The 19,487-nt window shown below is 43.1% G+C and carries 17 protein-coding genes; 9 read left to right on the top strand and 8 right to left on the bottom strand.

The annotated features are described in order from the left end of the window. Positions 1-3: 3 nt before the first annotated feature. A complete protein-coding gene (locus tag BM386_RS15135) occupies positions 4-1,611 on the bottom strand; it encodes a M14 family metallopeptidase (protein ID WP_091695836.1) in 1,608 nt (535 codons plus the stop codon). 210 nt (positions 1,612-1,821) lie between these two features. Here BM386_RS15135 and BM386_RS15130 point away from each other — a divergent pair, with 210 nt between their 5' ends. From BM386_RS15130 to hemH, 3 genes are all read left to right on the top strand, one after another. After that, positions 1,822-2,652: a universal stress protein gene (locus BM386_RS15130; protein WP_091696142.1), complete on the top strand. Its 831-nt coding sequence runs from the start codon at positions 1,822-1,824 to the stop codon at positions 2,650-2,652. A gap of 6 nt (positions 2,653-2,658) precedes the next feature. Continuing rightward, positions 2,659-3,894: a cation:proton antiporter gene (locus BM386_RS15125; protein ID WP_091695835.1), complete on the top strand. Its 1,236-nt coding sequence runs from the start codon at positions 2,659-2,661 to the stop codon at positions 3,892-3,894. Between the two features lie 101 nt (positions 3,895-3,995). After that, positions 3,996-5,024: a ferrochelatase gene (hemH, locus tag BM386_RS15120; protein ID WP_091695833.1), complete on the top strand. Its 1,029-nt coding sequence runs from the start codon at positions 3,996-3,998 to the stop codon at positions 5,022-5,024. Positions 5,025-5,154: 130 nt separating this feature from the next. Here hemH and vapC read toward each other — a convergent pair whose 3' ends face one another. Both vapC and BM386_RS15110 read right to left on the bottom strand, forming a co-directional pair. After that, positions 5,155-5,541, bottom strand: coding sequence for a type II toxin-antitoxin system VapC family toxin (gene vapC, locus BM386_RS15115; protein ID WP_211482916.1), 387 nt, complete (start codon positions 5,539-5,541; stop codon positions 5,155-5,157). Positions 5,542-5,543: 2 nt separating this feature from the next. Then, a complete protein-coding gene (locus BM386_RS15110) occupies positions 5,544-5,738 on the bottom strand; it encodes a type II toxin-antitoxin system VapB family antitoxin (protein ID WP_091695830.1) in 195 nt (64 codons plus the stop codon). A gap of 229 nt (positions 5,739-5,967) precedes the next feature. Here BM386_RS15110 and BM386_RS15105 point away from each other — a divergent pair, with 229 nt between their 5' ends. The 3 genes from BM386_RS15105 to BM386_RS15095 all read left to right on the top strand — a co-directional run bounded on the left by BM386_RS15105 (position 5,968) and on the right by BM386_RS15095 (position 9,107). Beyond that, the gene (locus tag BM386_RS15105) at positions 5,968-7,131 is read left to right on the top strand and encodes an AIR synthase related protein (RefSeq protein WP_091695828.1); all 1,164 of its coding nucleotides are present in this window, start codon (positions 5,968-5,970) and stop codon (positions 7,129-7,131) included. 160 nt (positions 7,132-7,291) lie between these two features. Then, positions 7,292-8,647, top strand: coding sequence for a neutral/alkaline non-lysosomal ceramidase N-terminal domain-containing protein (locus tag BM386_RS15100; RefSeq protein WP_091695826.1), 1,356 nt, complete (start codon positions 7,292-7,294; stop codon positions 8,645-8,647). Positions 8,648-8,705: 58 nt separating this feature from the next. Further along, the gene (locus tag BM386_RS15095; protein WP_244545541.1) at positions 8,706-9,107 is read left to right on the top strand and encodes a DUF983 domain-containing protein; all 402 of its coding nucleotides are present in this window, start codon (positions 8,706-8,708) and stop codon (positions 9,105-9,107) included. Positions 9,108-9,120: 13 nt separating this feature from the next. Here the strand turns inward: BM386_RS15095 and BM386_RS15090 are convergent, their stop codons facing one another. Next, on the bottom strand, positions 9,121-9,714 hold the full coding sequence (locus BM386_RS15090; protein WP_170857107.1) for a class I SAM-dependent methyltransferase: 594 nt from the start codon (positions 9,712-9,714) through the stop codon (positions 9,121-9,123). Positions 9,715-9,754: 40 nt separating this feature from the next. On the opposite strand from BM386_RS15090, the gene BM386_RS15085 reads away from it, so the two are divergent. After that, positions 9,755-11,113, top strand: a complete 1,359-nt coding sequence (locus BM386_RS15085) for an acyl-CoA dehydrogenase family protein (protein WP_091695822.1) — start codon at positions 9,755-9,757, stop codon at positions 11,111-11,113. On the opposite strand, the gene BM386_RS15080 is transcribed toward BM386_RS15085, so the two are convergent. Beyond that, positions 11,110-11,949 (bottom strand): hypothetical protein, encoded by an 840-nt coding sequence (locus tag BM386_RS15080; protein ID WP_091695820.1) that lies wholly within the window; start codon positions 11,947-11,949, stop codon positions 11,110-11,112. The genes BM386_RS15085 and BM386_RS15080 overlap by 4 nt on opposite strands. Positions 11,950-12,054: 105 nt before the next feature. Here BM386_RS15080 and BM386_RS15075 point away from each other — a divergent pair, with 105 nt between their 5' ends. Together BM386_RS15075 and BM386_RS15065 are read left to right on the top strand one after the other, a co-directional pair. Further along, positions 12,055-12,693 carry a GDSL-type esterase/lipase family protein gene (locus BM386_RS15075; protein ID WP_091695819.1) on the top strand — a complete coding sequence of 213 codons (639 nt, stop codon included), beginning with the start codon at positions 12,055-12,057 and terminating at the stop codon, positions 12,691-12,693. Positions 12,694-13,749: 1,056 nt separating this feature from the next. Next, positions 13,750-15,114 (top strand): ATP-binding protein, encoded by a 1,365-nt coding sequence (locus BM386_RS15065; protein ID WP_091695815.1) that lies wholly within the window; start codon positions 13,750-13,752, stop codon positions 15,112-15,114. An 8-nt stretch (positions 15,115-15,122) separates the two neighbouring features. Here BM386_RS15065 and BM386_RS15060 read toward each other — a convergent pair whose 3' ends face one another. The 3 genes from BM386_RS15060 to atpG form a co-directional block, all read right to left on the bottom strand. Further along, complete coding sequence (locus BM386_RS15060; protein WP_091695814.1) at positions 15,123-16,688, bottom strand: sulfatase family protein; 1,566 nt, start codon at positions 16,686-16,688, stop codon at positions 15,123-15,125. A 110-nt stretch (positions 16,689-16,798) separates the two neighbouring features. Further along, entirely contained in the window at positions 16,799-18,226 is a 1,428-nt protein-coding gene (locus tag BM386_RS15055) for a glycoside hydrolase family 76 protein (protein ID WP_091695812.1), read from the bottom strand. A gap of 350 nt (positions 18,227-18,576) precedes the next feature. After that, a complete protein-coding gene (atpG, locus tag BM386_RS15045) occupies positions 18,577-19,449 on the bottom strand; it encodes an ATP synthase F1 subunit gamma (protein ID WP_091695809.1) in 873 nt (290 codons plus the stop codon). Between the last annotated feature and the right edge of the window lie 38 nt (positions 19,450-19,487).

Here is a 19,487-nt window from a genome sequence, read left to right as displayed (position 1 = left end):
GGCTTAAAGTTTTACGGTTGTAGAAGTGAATCCGGCATGAGAAGCGCCAGCCTTTACAGTCACATTTCCTGAACCACGAATAATCCAACTGAAACTAGCTTTCTCATAGGCGCCGATAGAGTCCATGAGTTCGATTTTGTTTCCCGCTACGATATCTTCCTCTTTTGCATCCAAATCGATCCTGATTTTGCGAAGCCACCGGGAACGCTCACCCATTTCTGAGTGGGTAGGAATAGCAGAATTATTAAACAAATCCATGGTCACCCGGGTCAAGCCATTTCCTAGTGATTCGGTTTTTACGTTGTGGATTTCCAGTTTTGGCTGCATCTCCGCCAGCTTGAGAATAAACTCGGTATGTTGCGCAGCAATCTCATCTACTTTATCAAAAGCAGGAGTTGTCATCACAAACGGCTTAACTCCTCCAACTTCAACTTTTTTACCTGGAAAATCAGGGTGCTCCACTTCTGTCCAAGAGACAAAAACATCATTCATTTCCAGAGAATCCGCCCAAGCCAAATAATTAGCCTCAGCATTTGACTTCCCTTTTCCTGTAGAATCCTTGTATTCCGGAGTCCAGTAACCAGGCGTACTGAAGCTTAATCTTGCAAAATGAAAATAGGCCCACTGAAAGAAATCCCCATCAGTTCCTTGATTGTCCTGCTGGTAAGCTTTCTGCGTCACCGTTTCCTTGTAGATATCCGAAACCATTGCATTGATCGCGTGGTCTTTCTCCAAAATGGAAGTTACCACCCGTTTGCTTGCATTTCCGGCGTTGTACTTCAATGGCGCAGACAAGTTGTTAGCTGGAGAAAAAGTCACAAAAGCGAAAATATTCCACTGGTCAAACAGGTAATCCAGCATTGCTCTTGACTCCTTCTGGGTCACAGGCATATCGCCTGCCAAAGGCTCAAAAACCGGAAACTTGTACGTCAGAGACTTGTTGAAGGCAATCCCTTCTTTTAGATCTTCAGCAAACTCTCCATCCTTATCATCGTCTTTGGATTCTTTATATAGCAAATATTTACCTGCTTCTCCTTTAGATTTATCGGCTTTCACAAGCACGCGCTCGTCTTCTTTTGAAAGGATATAGTCTCCCATAGGATCTTCAACTCGCATCATGGTAATCACACCATCTCCATTCAAGTCTGAGTAACCGCTACCTCCTGGTATTCCATCTCGATCGTGATCAATGGATACCGCATTCCCTCTCCTCTCGTATTTCAAGGAAGCAAAATACTGCTCGTAAGCATCAGGAGATAGGTTTGGGAAAATGTAAAACGTGGTAGCCTCAAGTGCATCTGAGTGATCAGCAACCAGCTTTTCAGCAAATTGAACTGCTAATTCAACACTCAAAACTTCGTAGCCTTCCACTCCTCCCACTACTGCGATAGCAGGTTTTTGATCAGGTTCACCGGTGCCGACTTTCAGCACCCAAATATCTTTGCCACCTTCTGTTTTGGTGAGTGAGGTGAGCGTGGCGGAAGCATTGGATGCTACGCTTTGCAAACGCTGATTGAGCTGACTGATCGTGGAGTAATCGGACTGCGCAAATGCAGCGCCCGAAAGTCCCATCCCTCCCATCAACAACCAACTGAGTAGTGTTTTCTTCATAAATCGTTTGGGTTTTAATTCTCTGATTTTTCCAATCCCGAAAAAGATTGATCCTAAATTTTACTAAAAATTCGGGACAAAAAGCCTCTTCCTTTTTCGGAATGCCTAAATAACCCTTGAATGGATCGGGGTCAGGATAAATGGAGTTGCATTAAAAGTATTGTACAGATCGGGAAAATTCGCTTATTTAAGGTCATTAGCTTTTTCAACATGTATCAAAAAGTAGCCCTTGCCATAGCTTTTTCCCCAAGGATGGAAGCTCTGATTTCTGAAACAAAGCGCCTGGTCGAACTCTTCGAGTCTGAGTTGATCCTCATTCATATCGGAAAAAAGACCGATGAATTGGAGGCCAAACTTGAAGAAATCCTGATCAAAACAGGCTTAGACCAAATCAAAACAAAGTTGATCTGGAAAGAAGGAAAACCAGTAAAAATGATCAATGAGGCATGCAAAGAAGAAAATGCTGATTTGTTGGTGGCCGGCGCACTAAAACGTGAAGGATTCCTCACGTATTACATGGGGTCGGTAGGGCGCAAAATCATCCGTAAAGCTCCATGCTCTGTCCTCACACTAATTGAGCCCAAGGTAGGTTCTACAGTTTTTGAAAAAATAGTGCTCAACGGCACCCAATTGGAAATCACTCCTCATGTAATCAAAGTAGGGATAGATTTTTCCAAAAAAATAAATGCTGAGCAAGTCCACATTCTGAACGAAATAAAGATGTACGGGCTTCAAATGGGAACAGCCAGTGAGGATTCTGAGGAAGAGGCTTCTCAGACACGCAGGCAACTTGTGCAACATGAACTGACGTATGTGGAGGACATATTAAAAAATGTGGATCTAGGTAAATTGAGACCAAACATAAAAGTGACGGGAGGACGATGGGCCGTGGAACTCGCAAGATTCTGCGAGAAAATAGATGCTGACCTACTCGTGGTAGGAGATGATCATAAATTGAATTTTTTCGATCGGATATTCCCGCATGACTTGGAAGATCTGCTAAGCACTTTGCCTTGTAATTTACTAATCGTAAAAAATTAAACCTCCATGGAAACGCTAGACCATAAGGAGGTAATTAATTTACTCCTCCAACTCGCCTCTATTCTTATTCTCGCTAGAGTATTTGCTGAGTTAGCAAGGAAATTCAAGCAACCTGCCGTAGTAGGTGAAATCTTTGCAGGAATTATTCTAGGCCCGACGATTCTCGGCAACTTCTTCCCTGGAGCTCATGAGTATCTATTTGGCGCTCATGAGATGACCAACATTGCCTTTGACGGTTTTGTGCAGATATCTGTCGTGCTGTTGCTTTTCATAGCCGGATTGGAGGTGGAATTACACATCGTATGGAGCCAGGGAAAAAAGGCACTTTATATAGCCGTAGCCTCGATGGTCCTACCGATTATTGCAGGCTTTGTAGTTGCCTATGCTTTCCCGGAATTTCTGGGTGTGAATATCAACGATAGAATAGTTGCCTCCACCTTCTTCGGACTAGCGATCTCAATCACAGGCTTAGCCATTGTAGCCAGGATTTTGATGGATCTGAATCTCTTCAAAACCTCTTCAGGCCTTCTCATTATAGCCGGAGCCATGATAGTGGACGTGCTCGGCTGGCTGATATTCTCTGTGATCTTATCTCTATCTGAGTCTGGAAGTGAAGGCCTGGGAGTTTGGCCTACCATAGGGTTGACCTTACTTTTCACCTTGGTCATGCTCACCGTGGGAAAAGGACTAATTAACAAGGTTTTACCTTGGATCAACAAGAAACTGGCATGGCCTGGAGGCTTACTTTCGCTTTCTTTGGCACTTTGCTTTTTGGCAGCCTCCTTTACCGAATTCATTGGAATACACGCCATTTTCGGAGCCTTTATCATCGGAGTGGCGCTGGGAGATTCTGAGTATTTAACCGAAAAAGCCAAAGAGATCTTACACCAATTTATCAATAACATCTTCGCACCGATCTTCTTTGTATCCATCGGACTCAAAGTAAACTTTATCTCAGGATTCGATCCTGGAATCGTTGGGGTTGTCATTGTAGTTGGTCTTTTGACAAAATATTATGGAGCTTATTTTGGAGGACGACTTGCAGGTATTCCCCGTAAAGAATCCATCGTCGCAGGCATTGGTATGAGCACAAGAGGAAGCATGGATATAGTCCTGGGATTGATAGCTTTAGAGAACGGTCTGGTCACTGAGCCGCTCTTTATAGGGTTGGTGATTTTAGCGATTATTGCCAGCATGAGTGCAGGACCACTGATTGGTTGGGCGAGGAATCTGAAGGTTTAAAAGCTTTTTTCAATCGTTGATTCTTAGGATCAATTGGCTAAATCTAACAATCGGACGTATTTTTGGGTTCTGAAACGCAAATCCTCATACCAAAAGCTCTCATGACTAAAACCGGAAAAACCGGCGTTTTGCTGGTTAACCTGGGCACCCCAGATAGTACCGCTACCGGCGACGTAAGAAAATACCTTCGAGAATTTCTAATGGATGGACGGGTGATCGACATCCCCGTTGTGTTCAGATGGATGCTGATCAATCTGATTATTGCCCCTTTCCGCGCACCCAAGTCCGCGCATGAATACCGAAAACTATGGACAGACCGTGGCTCTCCTCTACTTTTTCATACAGAAGACCTTAGAGATAAACTGATCAATAAACTTGATTCCAAGCAATATAAAGTAGCGATCGCGATGCGGTACCAAACCCCATCCATAGAAGCTGGATTGGAAGAATTGAGAAAAGCTCATGTCACCAAAATCATTGTACTTCCGCTTTTCCCTCAATACGCTTCTGCCTCCACAGGTTCGGTACAGGACAAAGTGATGGAGATAGCCCGAGGCTGGCAGATCATTCCTGACATTACTTTTATCAGCAATTTCATTGAGCAACCTCTATTTCTAGAGGCTTGGGCAGAGCGTGGCAGAGCAATGCTGGAAGGAAAGGAGTACGATAAAATTCTCTTCTCTTACCATGGACTCCCGGAGCGACACATACTCAAAGGTTCTGTAGATGGTTACTGCCAGCTTGGTGCTTGCTGTAATAAATATGGGGCTAAAAACCATTATTGCTATCGTGCACAATGCTTCAAAACGACTCGGTTGATAGCCGAGAAACTAGGCATCCCAGAAGAGAAAACCGTGAATTGCTTTCAATCTAGATTAGGGAAGGATCCCTGGGTAAAACCTTACACGGATGATGTAATTGATGAGCTGAATAAGCAAGGAGTGAAGAAGGTATTAGCCTTCTCCCCAGCTTTTGTGGCTGACTGCCTAGAAACTACCGTGGAAGTAGCTGGTGAATACAGAGACAAATTCCTCGAAGGAGGCGGTGAGGAATGGGATTTGGTGCCTAGCCTAAATTCTGAAGATACTTGGGTAGAATGCGTGAAAGAAATGGTGCTTGAGCATTCCTGAGTAAACTGATAAAAGGTGTTTAACCGCGGGGAGCACAGAGTTTATCGCAGTGGGCACAGATGTTCTGCTTCTCCAGAAGCGGGACTTGATTTATTCGATTAGACTCACATAATCAAGGTTTTTGAACTTTTTAAATCGCAGATTTTAATCCTAAGTAGATTACAAATGGCACATAGTCTTTGTCATTATGGAGAAGTACTACTTCATTGTGGATGCAAAATGTGGCAATCAGAACATCAATGGTTTTTCGAATTGTCACCCCTTTTTTCCTTAAAAATCTAAAATTCTGAGCCGCCAAAACTGCTATATCTTTACCACTTAAATTGAAATAATGCAAATCCTCGAAAAAACCCATTGCCTTTAAAAAGTCGCTATCAGCGTTAAACCCTTGGAGTACTTCAGTCATTATCAAATCGCCTGTACAGATGATTTCCTTGCCGAGTGCTCCATCTAAAAAATCAGTTTGCGAATTCCTATTCCCATTAAAGTAATCTATCCACACAGATGAATCGACCATGATCATAAATCCGTCCTCATTTTCTCTAAATCACCCTCCCATTTCATTTTACCTCTATATTCCTGAATTCGTTTTTGCTTTTTCAAAGTAAGAATGAGCCTCAGCCCTTCTTCCACGGTGGCTTTCTTTGTAGTCAAGCCAGAAGCTTTCATCGCTTCCTCCATCAGCTTTTCATCAATTTCAATGTTTGTTCTCATAATGTGTATAATTTTATACAATATACACATTTTTGATTTTGAGAAAATTAAGTATTCTAAGACTAACCTTCCTGCCCAAGCTGCGCTCAATCCGTAGAACCAAGAGTTCGAAGCCCAACTTTTAAACTGCCTCCTCCGCGAAACCCGAGCAATCTTTGGTTAAAGCCACCTGTTTAACTTTACCCTTCTTATTCATCCATTTTGCGGAGAACCTATTAACTTTGCCCACATGAACGAGCGATACATGCAGCGCGGAGTTTCCGCCTCCAAAGAAGATGTGCATCAGGCCATTTCAAAACTTGATAAAGGGCTTTATCCAAAGGCATTTTGTAAGATCGTAGAAGACACCCTTGGCAACGATCCAGACTACTGCAATATCATGCACGCTGACGGTGCCGGCACGAAATCCTCTCTGGCATATTCCTACTGGAAAGAAACCGGCGATGTGAGCGTATGGAAAGGTATTGCGCAGGATGCGATCATCATGAACACCGATGATTTGCTTTGCGTAGGTGCGATCAATAATATCCTCGTTTCTTCTACGATTGGAAGAAATAAAAACCTGGTTCCCGGAGAGGTAATCTCAGCAATCATCGAAGGCACGGAAGAAGTGCTTCAGATGCTTCGTGACAACGGAGTCAATGCTGTACTCACTGGCGGTGAAACCGCAGATGTTGGTGACTTGGTCCGCACGATCATCGTTGATAGTACAGTCACTTGCAGAATGCGCCGCGATGAAGTGATCTCAAATGATCAGATTCAGGGAGGTGATGTGATCGTAGGATTGGCTTCTTTTGGTCAGGCAAAATACGAAACAGCATACAACGGTGGCATGGGAAGCAATGGACTTACTTCTGCCCGTCACGATGTGTTCAACAAAGTATTGAAAACAAAATACCCTGAGAGCTTTGACCCTTCTGTACCGGAAGAGCTCGTTTACTCAGGAAAATATAACCTAACAGATCCTGCTCCAGGAGCCCCTGTGGACATTGGCAAACTGGTTCTTTCCCCAACGAGAACTTATGCGCCTATCATGGTGGATGTTCTGAACTACATGCGACCTAGGATTCATGGTTTGGTGCACTGCAGCGGTGGAGCCCAGACCAAAGTCCTTCACTTCGTGGACGACGTGCATGTGATCAAAGACAATTTGTTTGAAACACCTCCCCTTTTCCAGATCATCCAAGAAGAAAGCGGTACGGACTGGAAAGAGATGTACAAAGTCTTCAACATGGGACACAGAATGGAAGTTTATCTGGATGAGCGCTATGCGGAGGAGATAATCGACATCGCTGAATCATACGGCGTAGAGGCACAGATCATCGGTAGAGTTGAGCCATATCAAGGCAAAAAAGTAACGATTACCAGCCCTCATGGTGTTTTCGAATATTAAGTTATCTATTTAACTGAAATCATATCAGCACCAGTATTCTCCTTGCTCCCCCGGTCAGAAGACCGATGACGGAAGACCGAAGTACCGGATAAGATAGTGTTTACCATTTATGAAGTCACTTTGCTCTTAATCAAATAAAACAGTGGACATCCGTATTTAAATGGCATTGAAAGGGAAAAACATCTTATTAAAAACAACAAAAGTCCTAAGCTGGACTTTTGTTGTTTTGTTAGTAATAGGATTGATCACGCTGACCAAAGTAGATCGCTCTCCTATTGAGGACCAAGCCTTTTATAAAGAGACTTTGGAGAGCTTAGATCAAAGCACTTTTTCTAATTCCCAAGGGGAAACCTGGCTTGCTGGCTGGTCAAGTGTCAACATGACCCCGTCCGAACCCGCTGATCTAGTTGGCTATGCTCCTCGAGGAAAATACGAGTTTGTACAGGACAGCAGCTACGTCAAAGCATTGGCTCTTTCCAACGGAAAAACTAGAGTTGCTTGGCTTAATTATGAGTTGCTGATCGTGCACCCGAAGCTTGCAGAGCAAATTCAACATGCGATAAGCGAATCAAAACTGCCCGTGGATCAGGTGATTTTCACCGCTACACATACGCACTCAGGAATGGGTGGCTACATGCCGGGTCCGATGGGAGAAATGGCTTTTGGAGGTTACGATCAAGAGATAATTGACCTGATGGTTTCGCGTAGTCTTTCGGCTTTGCAACATGCGATATCTAATCAAGACACGGTTTCCATCAACTATCGTAAAGCAGACGCAGGAGCTCTTGTCGCCAATCGATTTGTGAAAGATGGTCCGACAGATCCTTTTGTTCGTCAACTTATTTTCACCAAAAAGTCCGGCAAAAAAGCTACCTTCCTCACCTACTCAGCTCATGCGACTACCATGACCACCAAGTTCATGGGTTTGTCTGGTGATTACCCTTTTTACCTGACAAAAGACCTGGAAGCTGGAGGTTTTGATTTTGCAATGTATGCTGCAGGAGCAGTTGGGAGTCATAGACCTTTGCGGCCAGGAAATACTCCTGAGATGGTAGAACTATACGCACATCAACTGGATTCTGCCGTGAATCTTCGGATGACTTATTTCGCAACTGTCAAAAATCACCGGATCAAAACAGGCTACTTACCGGTATCCTTGCGAGAGCCGCATCTTCGAGTTTCAGACAACCTTCGCCTCCGACCTTGGTTATTCAATTACCTTCTTGGAGAAACAGATGCACATCTTGACATCACCCAGATCGGCAACACCTTGATGATCGCTTCCAGTGGAGAGCTTTCTGGTGTTTTCTATGAAAAGTGGGAGAAGCTGGCGCAAAGCAAAGGTTTGAATTTGATCATCACTACTTTCAACGGAGGCTATATTGGTTATATCACGCCTGATGAACTCTATGACGAAGACTTTCATGAAGTGCGGGAAATGAACTGGTATGGACCGGGAAACGGAAAATACTTTGATGAGATGATTATGAAAATTATTGAGAAATCTAATCCCTAGTTAGCATAAAGGAGTTTACTCTTATCATGCTCTAGGAATTTAACAAATCAACACGAGAATGAGACTTTCCACCCTAAAAAGTATTTATCAATGTAAATGCCCTCGCTGCCATCAAGGCGATATGTTTTTGCGGGGCAAACTGCTAACCACAAAATTTTCGGTTATGAACAAATCCTGCTCGCATTGTGGGCAATCCTTTGAGCCAGAACCTGGCTATTACTTCGGAGCCATGTTCATCAGTTATGCGATTAATACGGCGTTGTTCATTACTGCTTGGGTGGCATTATCAGTGGTCATCCCTGACTATTCTCTCACCCTCCTTCTGTCTGTCCTCGCGGTTACGGTACTAGTTTTTTTGCCATTTATGTACCGGATAAGCCGATCCATCTGGATTGCTATCTTCGTGCCGTACCGGGGCGATGAGTTCCCTGACTCGCCTGATGGAGCTATTCAGAAATAAACCTGAAATCAATTCATTTTAAACTCCATTTCTGCGCTTTGACCCAGCCTTCTAGAAAATCTTTTTCCGCCATTTTAACCCAGTTTTGATTTTCGAGGATTGCCTCATAATCAGGAAGATTTTTCCGCTTGTGATTCGCGGCTATTCTGAAAAATCCAATCATACTCCCTTGTTTAATCCGCTGAAAAAAGTTTTGGGGAGAAAAAAAATCAGCCAAGTGAATTGTGCCTTGAGGTTTCAAACTTTTCCTAATCTCTCTCAAAAGACTTTCAATCTCCTCATCCAACATGGTATCCAGTACAAAATGTAGCCATACTTCATCAAATTCTTTTTCGGCCTGAAAAAAGCCCAAATGAAAGCTCAATCCACTTTCTTCCAGGTTAACCTCAGCTTTTTGAAGCATAGCTCTGGATATTTCCCAATACTCACCTGATAAGTGATTTTGGAAACTTTGGTAAGCCAGGCCATCTCCCCCACCGATGATTAAGACCTTTCTTCCTTCTATATTTTCCACAAAATGGCGTTTTGCCAACGTCAAATCCTCACCAAAAACCAGTTTGGTCAGACGATTGTAGAATGGAGCAAGTAAACTATACTGATCTTTCACTAGTTTAAAGGAATGAACTAATTCCCAAAATACCCTTTTTATGAAGAATCTATTTAAAACCATAGGCGGTCTGCGCCAACTTTTATCCACCATCGATCTGGATCAAATCTCAAAGCTTTCCCAAAAAGTTGATATTTCCAAGATGGTCGGATTGGTATCCCAAATGAGCGAGGAAGACCTGTCGAAAATGATGGGAATGATGAAGGGCGGAAGACGTCCGAAGACAATCCCTCCGATCAATGGAGATTTTTATGAGCTTGGTAAAACCCTTCCTCATCACGAGCGGGAGATCCAGCTTCGGGTACGTGAATTTATGGAACGGGAGATCAAACCCATCGCGAATGACTACTGGAACCGTGGTGAATTTCCCATGCAGATCATCCCAAAAATGGCAGAACTCGACATTGCCGGTCTCACCTACCAAGGTTATGGCTGTCCCGGCCATTCCGCACTGCTCGAAGGTTTTGTAGCGATGGAAATGGCGAGAATAGACACTTCCATCTCCACATTCTTCGGAGTGCAAAGTGGCTTAGCCATGGGTTCCGTTTACCTCTGTGGTTCTGAAGTCCAAAAGCATGAATGGCTACCTGCTATGCAAAAGCTTGAGAAAATCGGGGCATTTGGCTTGACCGAGCCTGAAGTCGGATCCGGTGTAGCAGGCGGTTTGACTACTACTTGTAAAAGAGAAGGCGATGCCTGGGTGCTAAATGGGCAGAAAAAGTGGATTGGAAATGCTACGTTTTCAGACATGACTGTCATCTGGGCGAGAGACTTGGACGATCAGCAGGTGAAAGGATTTATCGTGCGAAAAGAAAATCCCGGATTCAAAGCTGAAAAACTGGAAGATAAAATGGCGCTGAGAATTGTTCAGAATGCCCTGATCACGCTTACGAATTGTGAGGTGCCGGAATCAGACAGATTGCAGGAAGCAAACTCCTTCCGCGACACTTCCAAGGTACTTCGCATGACCAGAGCTGGGGTTGCATGGCAAGCCGTAGGCTGTTCCAGAGGAGCATATGAATTGGCGTTGGCATACACCAATGAACGCAAGCAATTCGGCAGACCTATCGCTTCCTTCCAACTCGTTCAGGATCTTTTGGTGACTATGCTAGGTGATTTGACTGCCATGCAGACGATGGTATTCAGATTATCGGAAATGCAGGACGATGACATTCTGAAAGACGAACATGCTTCCCTAGCCAAAGTTTTCTGTACGCTTCGTATGCGCTCCATCGTGGATCATTCCCGAGAGCTTTTCGGAGGAAATGGCATTTTGCTCCGCCATGATATCGCGAGATTTGTAGCTGATGCGGAAGCAGTTTACAGCTATGAAGGCACCAAGGAAATCAACTCACTGATCGTAGGTCGGGCCATTACCGGACATAGTGCTTTTGTCTAAAGCAAGATCAAAATAGCAGGAATCAGGAAGGCGATTTCCATTCGCATCCGGATTTGTTCAGGGCTAGAGCCAGATTTGAAAAAGCTCAAATAGTGGACAAGCAACATCAACAATACTAAACCCGGGAAAATCCTATAAAGAGAATTCACCAGTAGCAAACCAATTAAAGCGAATAGCATTAATCCAATTGCCAGCTGGTGAATTCTCGGGTTAAGCTTCTCCTGAGGGATAAGTGTGGCGATGGAAGAAAAGCCAGATTCCGAGTCGCTCTCCTTATCCAAACTGGAAAGCATAATCAGATTTAGGTAAGCTAAGCCCATGTATAAAATAGTCAGGCCAAAAGCCGTCCAGGTATAATCTATGGCTGGAGCTTCATACCAAGGAAGCCAAGAAATCCCGATTACATAGAATATAGCGGAACTGAGTTCCTTTAGAAGGGCTTGCTTAGCGGCCAATTTCCTCACGGCAAACATAATCCCTAGAATCACAACCCCAAGCCCTGCACCGAAAAACAATTCCTGAGAAAACCCGAAGAACTTTATCGCCCAATACAGGCCAATACATCCAACAATGCCTAACATAAGCAGTAAAGGCTTTTGGTAAATCAGATGAAAACGACGCCTGTCCTCAGCATGCTCAGCTGCCAGTTTTCGCGCATCCATCAAATGATCTGCGGTATAAATGCACCAAACAGCCATACCCAGCAGCGCATATTCCTGCCAGTCCAATTCTACTCTCAGTGCTCGCTCAAAAAAAAGCATACCTGCCATTGAGCCAAGAACCACATCCAAAGAAAGCCAGGTAAGCCGCTGATAGATTTTAAAAAGAAACTGCACGGATTAAAGATAAGGCGAATGGGCAAAAGTCCATAGTTGATGCACGGATGCTCGTGGATATTATTTATTTTACGGATCAATTCTCAACCCCATAAACCTAAACACATGAAAAAACTCAATTTACTTTTAGTCGCTCTTCTGGCTTTTGCCAGTGTTTCTTTGGCACAATCTCCTATCAAAATCGCCTGTGTGGGAAATAGTATCACCCAAGGTCCAGGAAGAGACAATCCAGACAGCTGGCCGTTACAGATGCAAGCCATTCTCGGTGACGCCTATGAAGTGGGGAATTTCGGAGTAAGTGGAAGAACTCTTTTACGCAAAGGTGATTACCCTTTTTGGAATGAGCCACAGTTTCAGCAGGTGAAAGACTTCAAAGCCGACATTCTGATCATCATGTTGGGAACAAATGATTCCAAGCCTCAGAACTGGAAATATGCTTCTGAATTCAGACAAGACTATTTGGATATGATCGCTGAGTTTAAGAAAACCATGCCTGCCGATGGCAAAGTCTATGTAATCATGCCGGTACCTGTAACCCGTGAAAACTTCGGAATCACTCCAGTAGTCATGAACAATGAGCAACGCATGATGATCATGGATATTGCAATAGACTCAGGCTCCGAGCTGATCGATCTATATACCCCATTTATGGGCCATGAAGATCTCCTACCTGATGGAGTTCATCCAAATACCGAAGGTTTGGGGATCATGGCGAAGGTGGTGGCGCGGGCAATTAGGCTTTAAATTTCGAATTAGAAAATTGGAAAATTCGCTGTCACCGCCCAAGCTCGTGTATCATAAAAACTAGATTTCGAGTGTCCAAGGAAGCCGGAGATAAAGTGAATAAAACCGATGATGAGCCACCCACTAAAAATATTTAATAATAAATAAATTGGTGGCTGGATAATAGAAATTAAAAAATGAATGTAGACATTTTAATCATCGGACTTGTTTTCCTTCTATTGGGAATACTCGGACTGGCAATTGAATCAAATAAGTCGGCCAAAGAAAAACAAGAGCGAGTTTGGAGTTACTCGTTGACACAATTCATATTAGGTATTTGGATACTGATATTTGTAGGAGCTATTCTAACAATTATTGGAATACTTGGTGACTATTGATCAGTTAAAAAAATAAAGATGTATGGACTCTCCTTATTTCGGGTAGATAAAAGAATTCCCCAGATGAACCCCAAGACCCAGAATAGGTCAAACCTAACAATCTTTAGTGATAGTCAAGATACTTATCAAAGTTCAACCCCTTCGGGGTTACCATTTTCAATTATTATTTCTGATGTCCACGGGTTGCACCCGCGGTTATTGATAAGTTGGACCACTTCGTGGTCACGGGTCGTATGTGTTGACTTCTCCTCTAAAAACGACTGGAGATTGAAAGATCAAATGATTTGCTGAAAATCGATTTAAAAGCATGCCCCCTAACGGGGTCAAACCATTAATACCTGTGCGCCGTGGCGTAACCATAGGTGTAACCCATGGTTTATTGGGTACCAAACTAACCCACGACCCCGAAGGCGGTCGAACTCATGCTAGAAGCTTAGACTCAAAGCCTCCTCCACAAACCCAATCTGCTTCCACTCCCCTTCGATTTTATCATTTTGCTTAGCAGTGCTTCTACCATATTTAATGTGTTTGAATAGTTAGGTTTTTAATGAAGCTATTTTATTCAATTTTTCACTTTGGATGAAATTACTTACTCTTTGTGACAAAAAAAATATAAAATATGGTTCGCTTTGTGACATATATCCGTTAATTTAACCTACTCTTTGTTACAAATGGAAAAATGATACTACGGAATTCACTCAGTAAATTACTGAAATGGAAGGAATTGGAAAGTAGAAAACCACTGATCATCCGTGGAGCTAGGCAAGTTGGTAAAACTACGCTGGTAAGAGAATTTTCCAAGGATTTCTCTACTTATATAGAATTAAACCTGGAAAGAGACAGCGAGCGAAGACTCTTCGAACTGGAAGGAACGGAGAAAATCCTGAATGCAATTTTCCTGTCTAAAAACACAAGTCCCAAAACTGGACAAACTCTCTTGTTTATAGATGAAATACAAGAAAGTCCCCGCGCAATTACTCAATTACGCTATTTTTTAGAAGACAGTCCAGACCTATTCGTTATTGCAGCAGGATCTCTCCTTGAGTTCGCACTATCTAAAATCCCAAGCTTTCCAGTCGGAAGAGTTGATTATTTATACTTACATCCACTCAATTTTGAAGAGTTTCTTCTAGCAATGGGACAGCTTAGGGCTTTGGAGTCATTGCGCGACGTACCCGTTCCAGAATATGCCCATCAAATTCTTAAAGAGCATTTTCATCAATATGCATTGATCGGTGGCATGCCAGCTCTAGTAAGTGATTTTGCACAAAATAAGAATGTGGAGGCCTTATCATCAAACTATCGCAAGCTTTGGCAAGCTTATAAAGATGATGTAGAGAAATATGCTAAAAATGAAACCGAGAAAAGAATCATTAGGCACGTGATCGATACGGCACCTTTTGAACTAGATCGCATTAAGTTTGAGGGTTTTGGAAACTCGAATTACAAAAGTAGAGAAGTAGGAGAAGCCTTGCGTGCATTGGATTTAGCTAGAATTATTCAATTGATTTATCCAACTACCAGTGTCAAGCCTCCTATTGTGATTGATTTCAAAAAGCGCCCAAGACTACAATTTCTTGACACTGGTCTATGGAATCAAGCAATGGGGCTTCAAGCTCAACTCATTCAAGTAGGAGATCTGGATGAGGTGCATAAAGGTAGAATTGTCCAACATTTAGTAGCTCAAGAAATTAACTCCACTGTAGAAGATTACTATTCCACTTCTAACTTTTGGGTTCGACAGGAAAAAGACAGCAACTCTGAAGTTGACTTAATTTTTCCTTTTGAAAAATATCTCATCCCAGTAGAAGTAAAGTCGGGAAGCAAAGGGACACTTCGCTCTCTTCACCAATTTATGGATCGATGTGAACATCCATACGCCGTCAGAGTATATGCTGGAGAATTTAAAATAGAACCAGCTCGAACGATTGCTGGCACTGATTTCTATTTAATGAATTTACCTTATTACTTAGGCACCCAATTAGAAAAATATGTTCGGAGATTTGTTAATAAATATAGTTCTAGTGAATTAGGACCTAAATAATTTTGTCCCTACTCCACAAACCCAATCTGCTTCCACTCGCCTTCGATCTTATCATTTTGTTGAGGAGCACCTGGGGTACTTCTGCCCTCTTTGATATACTTACTCAGAAGACTTTTTAGCGCCGCAACTTTCTCAGGATTTTCCGCCTGAAGATTAGTCGTCTCACCTGGATCAGAGGCCAAATTATATAACTGTACATCTGATAGTCCTTCTTCGTCCGGAGTATTCGGTTTGGGTGCGCTCCATCCCCCAGATCCTTTGGCCATGATCAGCTTCCAATCTCCTTGACGGATCGCAAAAGAACCATTGATGGAATGATGCACTGTTGCCTCCCGAAATTCCTCCAGTGGATCATCGAAATCAAATAGCCTCATCAAGCTGAAGCTATCTTCCCCTTCATTGTCCTTCAATTCATACCCCGTAATCTCTGCGCTGGTTGCAATTACATCTGTCAGGCAAATGGTGTGGTCTCTGGTAGTGCCAGCTTGGATTTTGGCAGGCCACTTGGCAATAAACGGAACTCGGTGGCCACCTTCGTAAATATCCGCTTTATGACCTCGGTAAATATAGCTGGAGAAATGCCCCGCAGCCTGCATCACATCTAGTCCTGCTGCCGGCGAACCTCCATTATCGCTGGTGAAAATAATCAGTGTATTCTCTTCAATTCCGGCATTTTTGATCGCTGCATTTACCTGCCCCACATAATCGTCTATCATCATTATAAAATCTCCAAATGGAGCAACTCCACTTTTTCCCTGCCATTCTGCTGGCGGCAAAATAGGCGTGTGCGGAGACGGTAGAGCCAAGTATAAGAAAAATGGCTTGTCGTCCTGAGACTTCTCCTCTATGTAATGAATAGATCGTTCGAAGAAGTTAGGGGTGACTTTTTCATGGTCAAAATCATGGGAAGTTGGTCCCTCTCTCCACCAGGAATATTTGCCGGTATTGACAGTCACTGTGTCTGGCAGGGCGGTAACTTCACCATTTTCCACATAGACATAAGGAGCCATGTCCAGTGAGCCTGAATGTCCATAGGAATAGTCAAAACCCAGATCATTTGGCGTATGGGTAATAGGTTTGCTGAAATCAATCTGGTCAAAGTCTTTAGCGTCCCAGCCTTCACCCCGTAGCGTATCACCATCTACTAGCCCCCAGTTCCAGCCCAGGTGCCACTTTCCTATAAAAGCAGTATGGTAACCGGCGGTTTTCATCACATCGGCTATAGTCGTGCGCTCGTCCTCGATGAGCGCCGGTGATTTCCCAGTCAGAACCCCGGACTTCAAGGTACTCCGCCAATTGTATCTACCTGTCAGAAACCCGTATCGAGTTGGCGTACACACCGCAGAAGGTGTATGAGCATCAGTGAATTTCATTCCTCCAGCAGCCAACGCATCAATATTTGGGGTAGGTATTTTACTCTCTGGATTGAAGGCATGAATATCTCCATAACCCAAGTCATCAGCTAAAATCACAATGACGTTAGGAAGCTTTTCTTTTTCTTCCAACTTTTCTGCACAGGAGAAAACGGCCATAAGTATTGATAGGAGTGCAAGAGAACGAGTCTGAAGTTTCATAAAATTAGGGTAAGGGCGAATACCAAACCCTAATTTAGGTCATTCGCACCAAATTAAAAAGAAGATGGTAATTAGTTCGATTCCCACCTTTAATTATGTTCACCACGCAATCATTCGCTTTGGTCCAATTCATATCTGGCCAATACCGCATATTCCGCCGCAAAAGTAAAATTGAACATCCCTTCTGTAGCATTTTTTGCTTGATCAGCATTCCAACCGGTTAATAAGTCAGTAGGTAAAAATCCCTTGTACAAGAAGTGCTCATAACCATAATCAAGGTTCTTTTGGAAAGAATCCACATAATCGGCTGCATTTTCATATTCCGGCTCTATTTCCACAAATGCACGCATCAATACGCCATTAAACCAGTTTCTGAAACCTTCAGTTCCGTATGTGTAATGACCTGGTAGCGTTTGCCCAAGGGTAGCAAAATACTGAAAACTAGCATCAGACAGTTTCTTGGCGTCTTTCAAGTATTTTTTGTCTTTGGTGACTCTGAACAAGTCTGCTGCACCTGATAGCATGGTACCACTATTATAGGTATAAGGAGTTCCCACAGGATCTGTGCAGGTAATCCCAACACGGTATTTGGTACCATTGATCGTTTCGGTCTGAGGCTTGCCGGGAGTGCAGCTTCCCATCATATCTACATAAACGCCTTCCTCTCCCAGCAATTCTTTCTTTTGCCAATGGTACACCTTTTTGGCAAAATCCAGATAATAGTCGCTTTTAGATACCTTTTTGGTCTTTCGGCTTTTCTTATCGACAGGATCAATGTACCGCTGAGTTATCTGATCATTTTTGCCCATATAGATCTCATGTAGCCAAACAAGCGGACTAACCATAGGTCCATTACTGCAAGCATGTTTTGTGACGTAACCTGGACCCCAAGTGATTCCACCTCGCTCTGAACCATCGGCATTGCGAGAAGTATCCCAGCCGTCCAACACATAGGCTGTAAGATATTCTGCTTTTTCTAAGTACGCAGGAGTACCAGTAACTTTGTAAGATTCTAACAATTCACGTACTAACCACATCTGGTCGTCATACACATTTTCTATTCCCTCTACCTTAGCTGTGCCCTTAGCTTTTCCACGGTTTACTCCATATACCGACCACTCTTCGGTTTGGGTGTAGGAAGTCAACGTAAAAGTGCCTAGGTAGTAATCTGCGTTCTCATACAAGTCAGCCAGCAAATCTGAGTATTTGGCAAAATGTGCCTTGTAAAACTCATCCTCCCCATGCTCACGCTGTGACTTTAAGGTATGAAGAATAGCATTTACTGCCTCGATAGCTGAAGAATACATCCATACACTTCCTGTTTCCTCGGAGCGCTCCTGAGTGTAGGGATTATAAAATCTAGCCATTGCCATTCCTTCTCCTCTAAAATGGGCCGAAATAGCTTGGTCGATCAACTTCATCGAACGGAGCAAGTTCTGCGTGGACAGCATTAATTCCTCCTCAGGGTTATGATCTGGGATAAAAATGCTCGGGCTAAGCATGAAGAAGAAACATAATGTGGTAAAAATTGCTTTCATGGAACTACTGAGTTTCGGGTTAAAAAGAAATCAAAAGTGAAGGTAAACACATTATCAACGCTTTGCGGACAGGATGAATTCTCAAAGAAGCAAATTGCCTGCAACCAAAAAACTTATTTTCTATTTGTGGTAGGGAGATTTTTCTTTGAGAAGCTGTCAAAAAAAAATGGAAGTAGAATAGTAGGCTTCGACTTCGCTCAGCCAGACAATCCGAGATTTATCCTGCTTCTGGAGAAGTAGGATAGCCTATTTCTATGTCCTTTGTGTTGACCTTTGTGCTCTCTGAGGTAAAACCAAAAAAAACCACAACCCTTGCGAGCTGTGGTTTCGGAAAGTAGGTCTATCGTTTATTACTTACCTCCAAGTGCATTGGCACCGGAGACTATTTCTAGTATTTCGTTGGTAATTGCAGCTTGACGAGTTCTGTTGTACATCAATCTTAGCTCTTTAAGCAATTCACCCGCATTATCAGTTGCCTTATCCATCGCTGTCATCCTAGCTCCATGCTCTGATGCATTGCTTTCTAGGACAGCTTTATAAAACTGGATCTTCAAGGATGTAGGAACCAACTCTTCGATGATGTACTTTCTGGATGGTTCTAAAAGATAATCCGTATCTGCCGTTTTCTCTTCTCCAGAATCGTCCTTTGCCATAGGCAAAAACTGCTCTACCTGAACTTCCTGAGTTGCTACGTTTTTAAATTCATTGAAAACCAATACAACTTGATCAAATTCACCTGCAATAAATGCGTTCATGGCAAATTCAGCTGCGTTTCTTACGTTATCAAAAGTTAAATCCTGAAATAGCTGAGAGTAATCGGAAACTAGTTTGAAATCACGCTTTTTGAAGGCTTCAAATGCTTTTTTACCGATAGGGAGAATCGTTATATTCTTACCTGCAAACTGTCGCGCTACAGCAAGATTTACTGCTTTGATTACATTGGTATTGAAAGCACCACACAATCCTTTGTCTGAAGTCACAGGAATGATCAATACATTGCTCACTTCTCGCTTTTCAGCAAATACAATATCTGCAGCTCCATCTGAAGCAGCCGATACGTTATTCAGGATTTGTGTCAACTTCTGAGAGTAAGGACGCATCTGTACGATTTTGTCCTGGGCTCTTCTGAGTTTGGCGGCGGATACCATTTTCATGGCCTTGGTAATCTGCTGGGTAGAGACTACTGAGGTGATCCGTTCCTTTACTTCCTTAAGATTAGCCATCTTGCTTGCTTTGTGCTAGGGGTATAGATATCCGGAAG

This window comes from Algoriphagus locisalis, assembly GCF_900116615.1.
GTDB classification, from domain to species: domain Bacteria; phylum Bacteroidota; class Bacteroidia; order Cytophagales; family Cyclobacteriaceae; genus Algoriphagus; species Algoriphagus locisalis.
Note: the sequence above shows the minus strand (reverse complement) of the source record. Positions and strands in the feature narration are given on the sequence as shown.

Bases quoted from the DNA above. Each gene is read 5' to 3' on its own strand.
- BM386_RS15130 (WP_091696142.1), top strand. From the start codon at position 1,822: ATGTATCAAAAAGTAGCCCTTGCCATAGCTTTTTCCCCAAGGATGGAA.
- BM386_RS15125 (WP_091695835.1), top strand. From the start codon at position 2,659: ATGGAAACGCTAGACCATAAGGAGGTAATTAATTTACTCCTCCAACTC.
- BM386_RS15105 (WP_091695828.1), top strand. From the start codon at position 5,968: ATGAACGAGCGATACATGCAGCGCGGAGTTTCCGCCTCCAAAGAAGAT.
- BM386_RS15085 (WP_091695822.1), top strand. From the start codon at position 9,755: ATGAAGAATCTATTTAAAACCATAGGCGGTCTGCGCCAACTTTTATCC.
- hemH (WP_091695833.1), top strand. From the start codon at position 3,996: ATGACTAAAACCGGAAAAACCGGCGTTTTGCTGGTTAACCTGGGCACC.
- BM386_RS15110 (WP_091695830.1), bottom strand. From the start codon at position 5,738: ATGAGAACAAACATTGAAATTGATGAAAAGCTGATGGAGGAAGCGATG.
- BM386_RS15055 (WP_091695812.1), bottom strand. From the start codon at position 18,226: ATGAAAGCAATTTTTACCACATTATGTTTCTTCTTCATGCTTAGCCCG.
- atpG (WP_091695809.1), bottom strand. From the start codon at position 19,449: ATGGCTAATCTTAAGGAAGTAAAGGAACGGATCACCTCAGTAGTCTCT.
- BM386_RS15075 (WP_091695819.1), top strand. From the start codon at position 12,055: ATGAAAAAACTCAATTTACTTTTAGTCGCTCTTCTGGCTTTTGCCAGT.
- BM386_RS15135 (WP_091695836.1), bottom strand. From the start codon at position 1,611: ATGAAGAAAACACTACTCAGTTGGTTGTTGATGGGAGGGATGGGACTT.
- vapC (WP_211482916.1), bottom strand. From the start codon at position 5,541: ATGGTCGATTCATCTGTGTGGATAGATTACTTTAATGGGAATAGGAAT.
- BM386_RS15100 (WP_091695826.1), top strand. From the start codon at position 7,292: ATGGCATTGAAAGGGAAAAACATCTTATTAAAAACAACAAAAGTCCTA.
- BM386_RS15095 (WP_244545541.1), top strand. From the start codon at position 8,706: ATGAGACTTTCCACCCTAAAAAGTATTTATCAATGTAAATGCCCTCGC.
- BM386_RS15060 (WP_091695814.1), bottom strand. From the start codon at position 16,688: ATGAAACTTCAGACTCGTTCTCTTGCACTCCTATCAATACTTATGGCC.
- BM386_RS15065 (WP_091695815.1), top strand. From the start codon at position 13,750: ATGATACTACGGAATTCACTCAGTAAATTACTGAAATGGAAGGAATTG.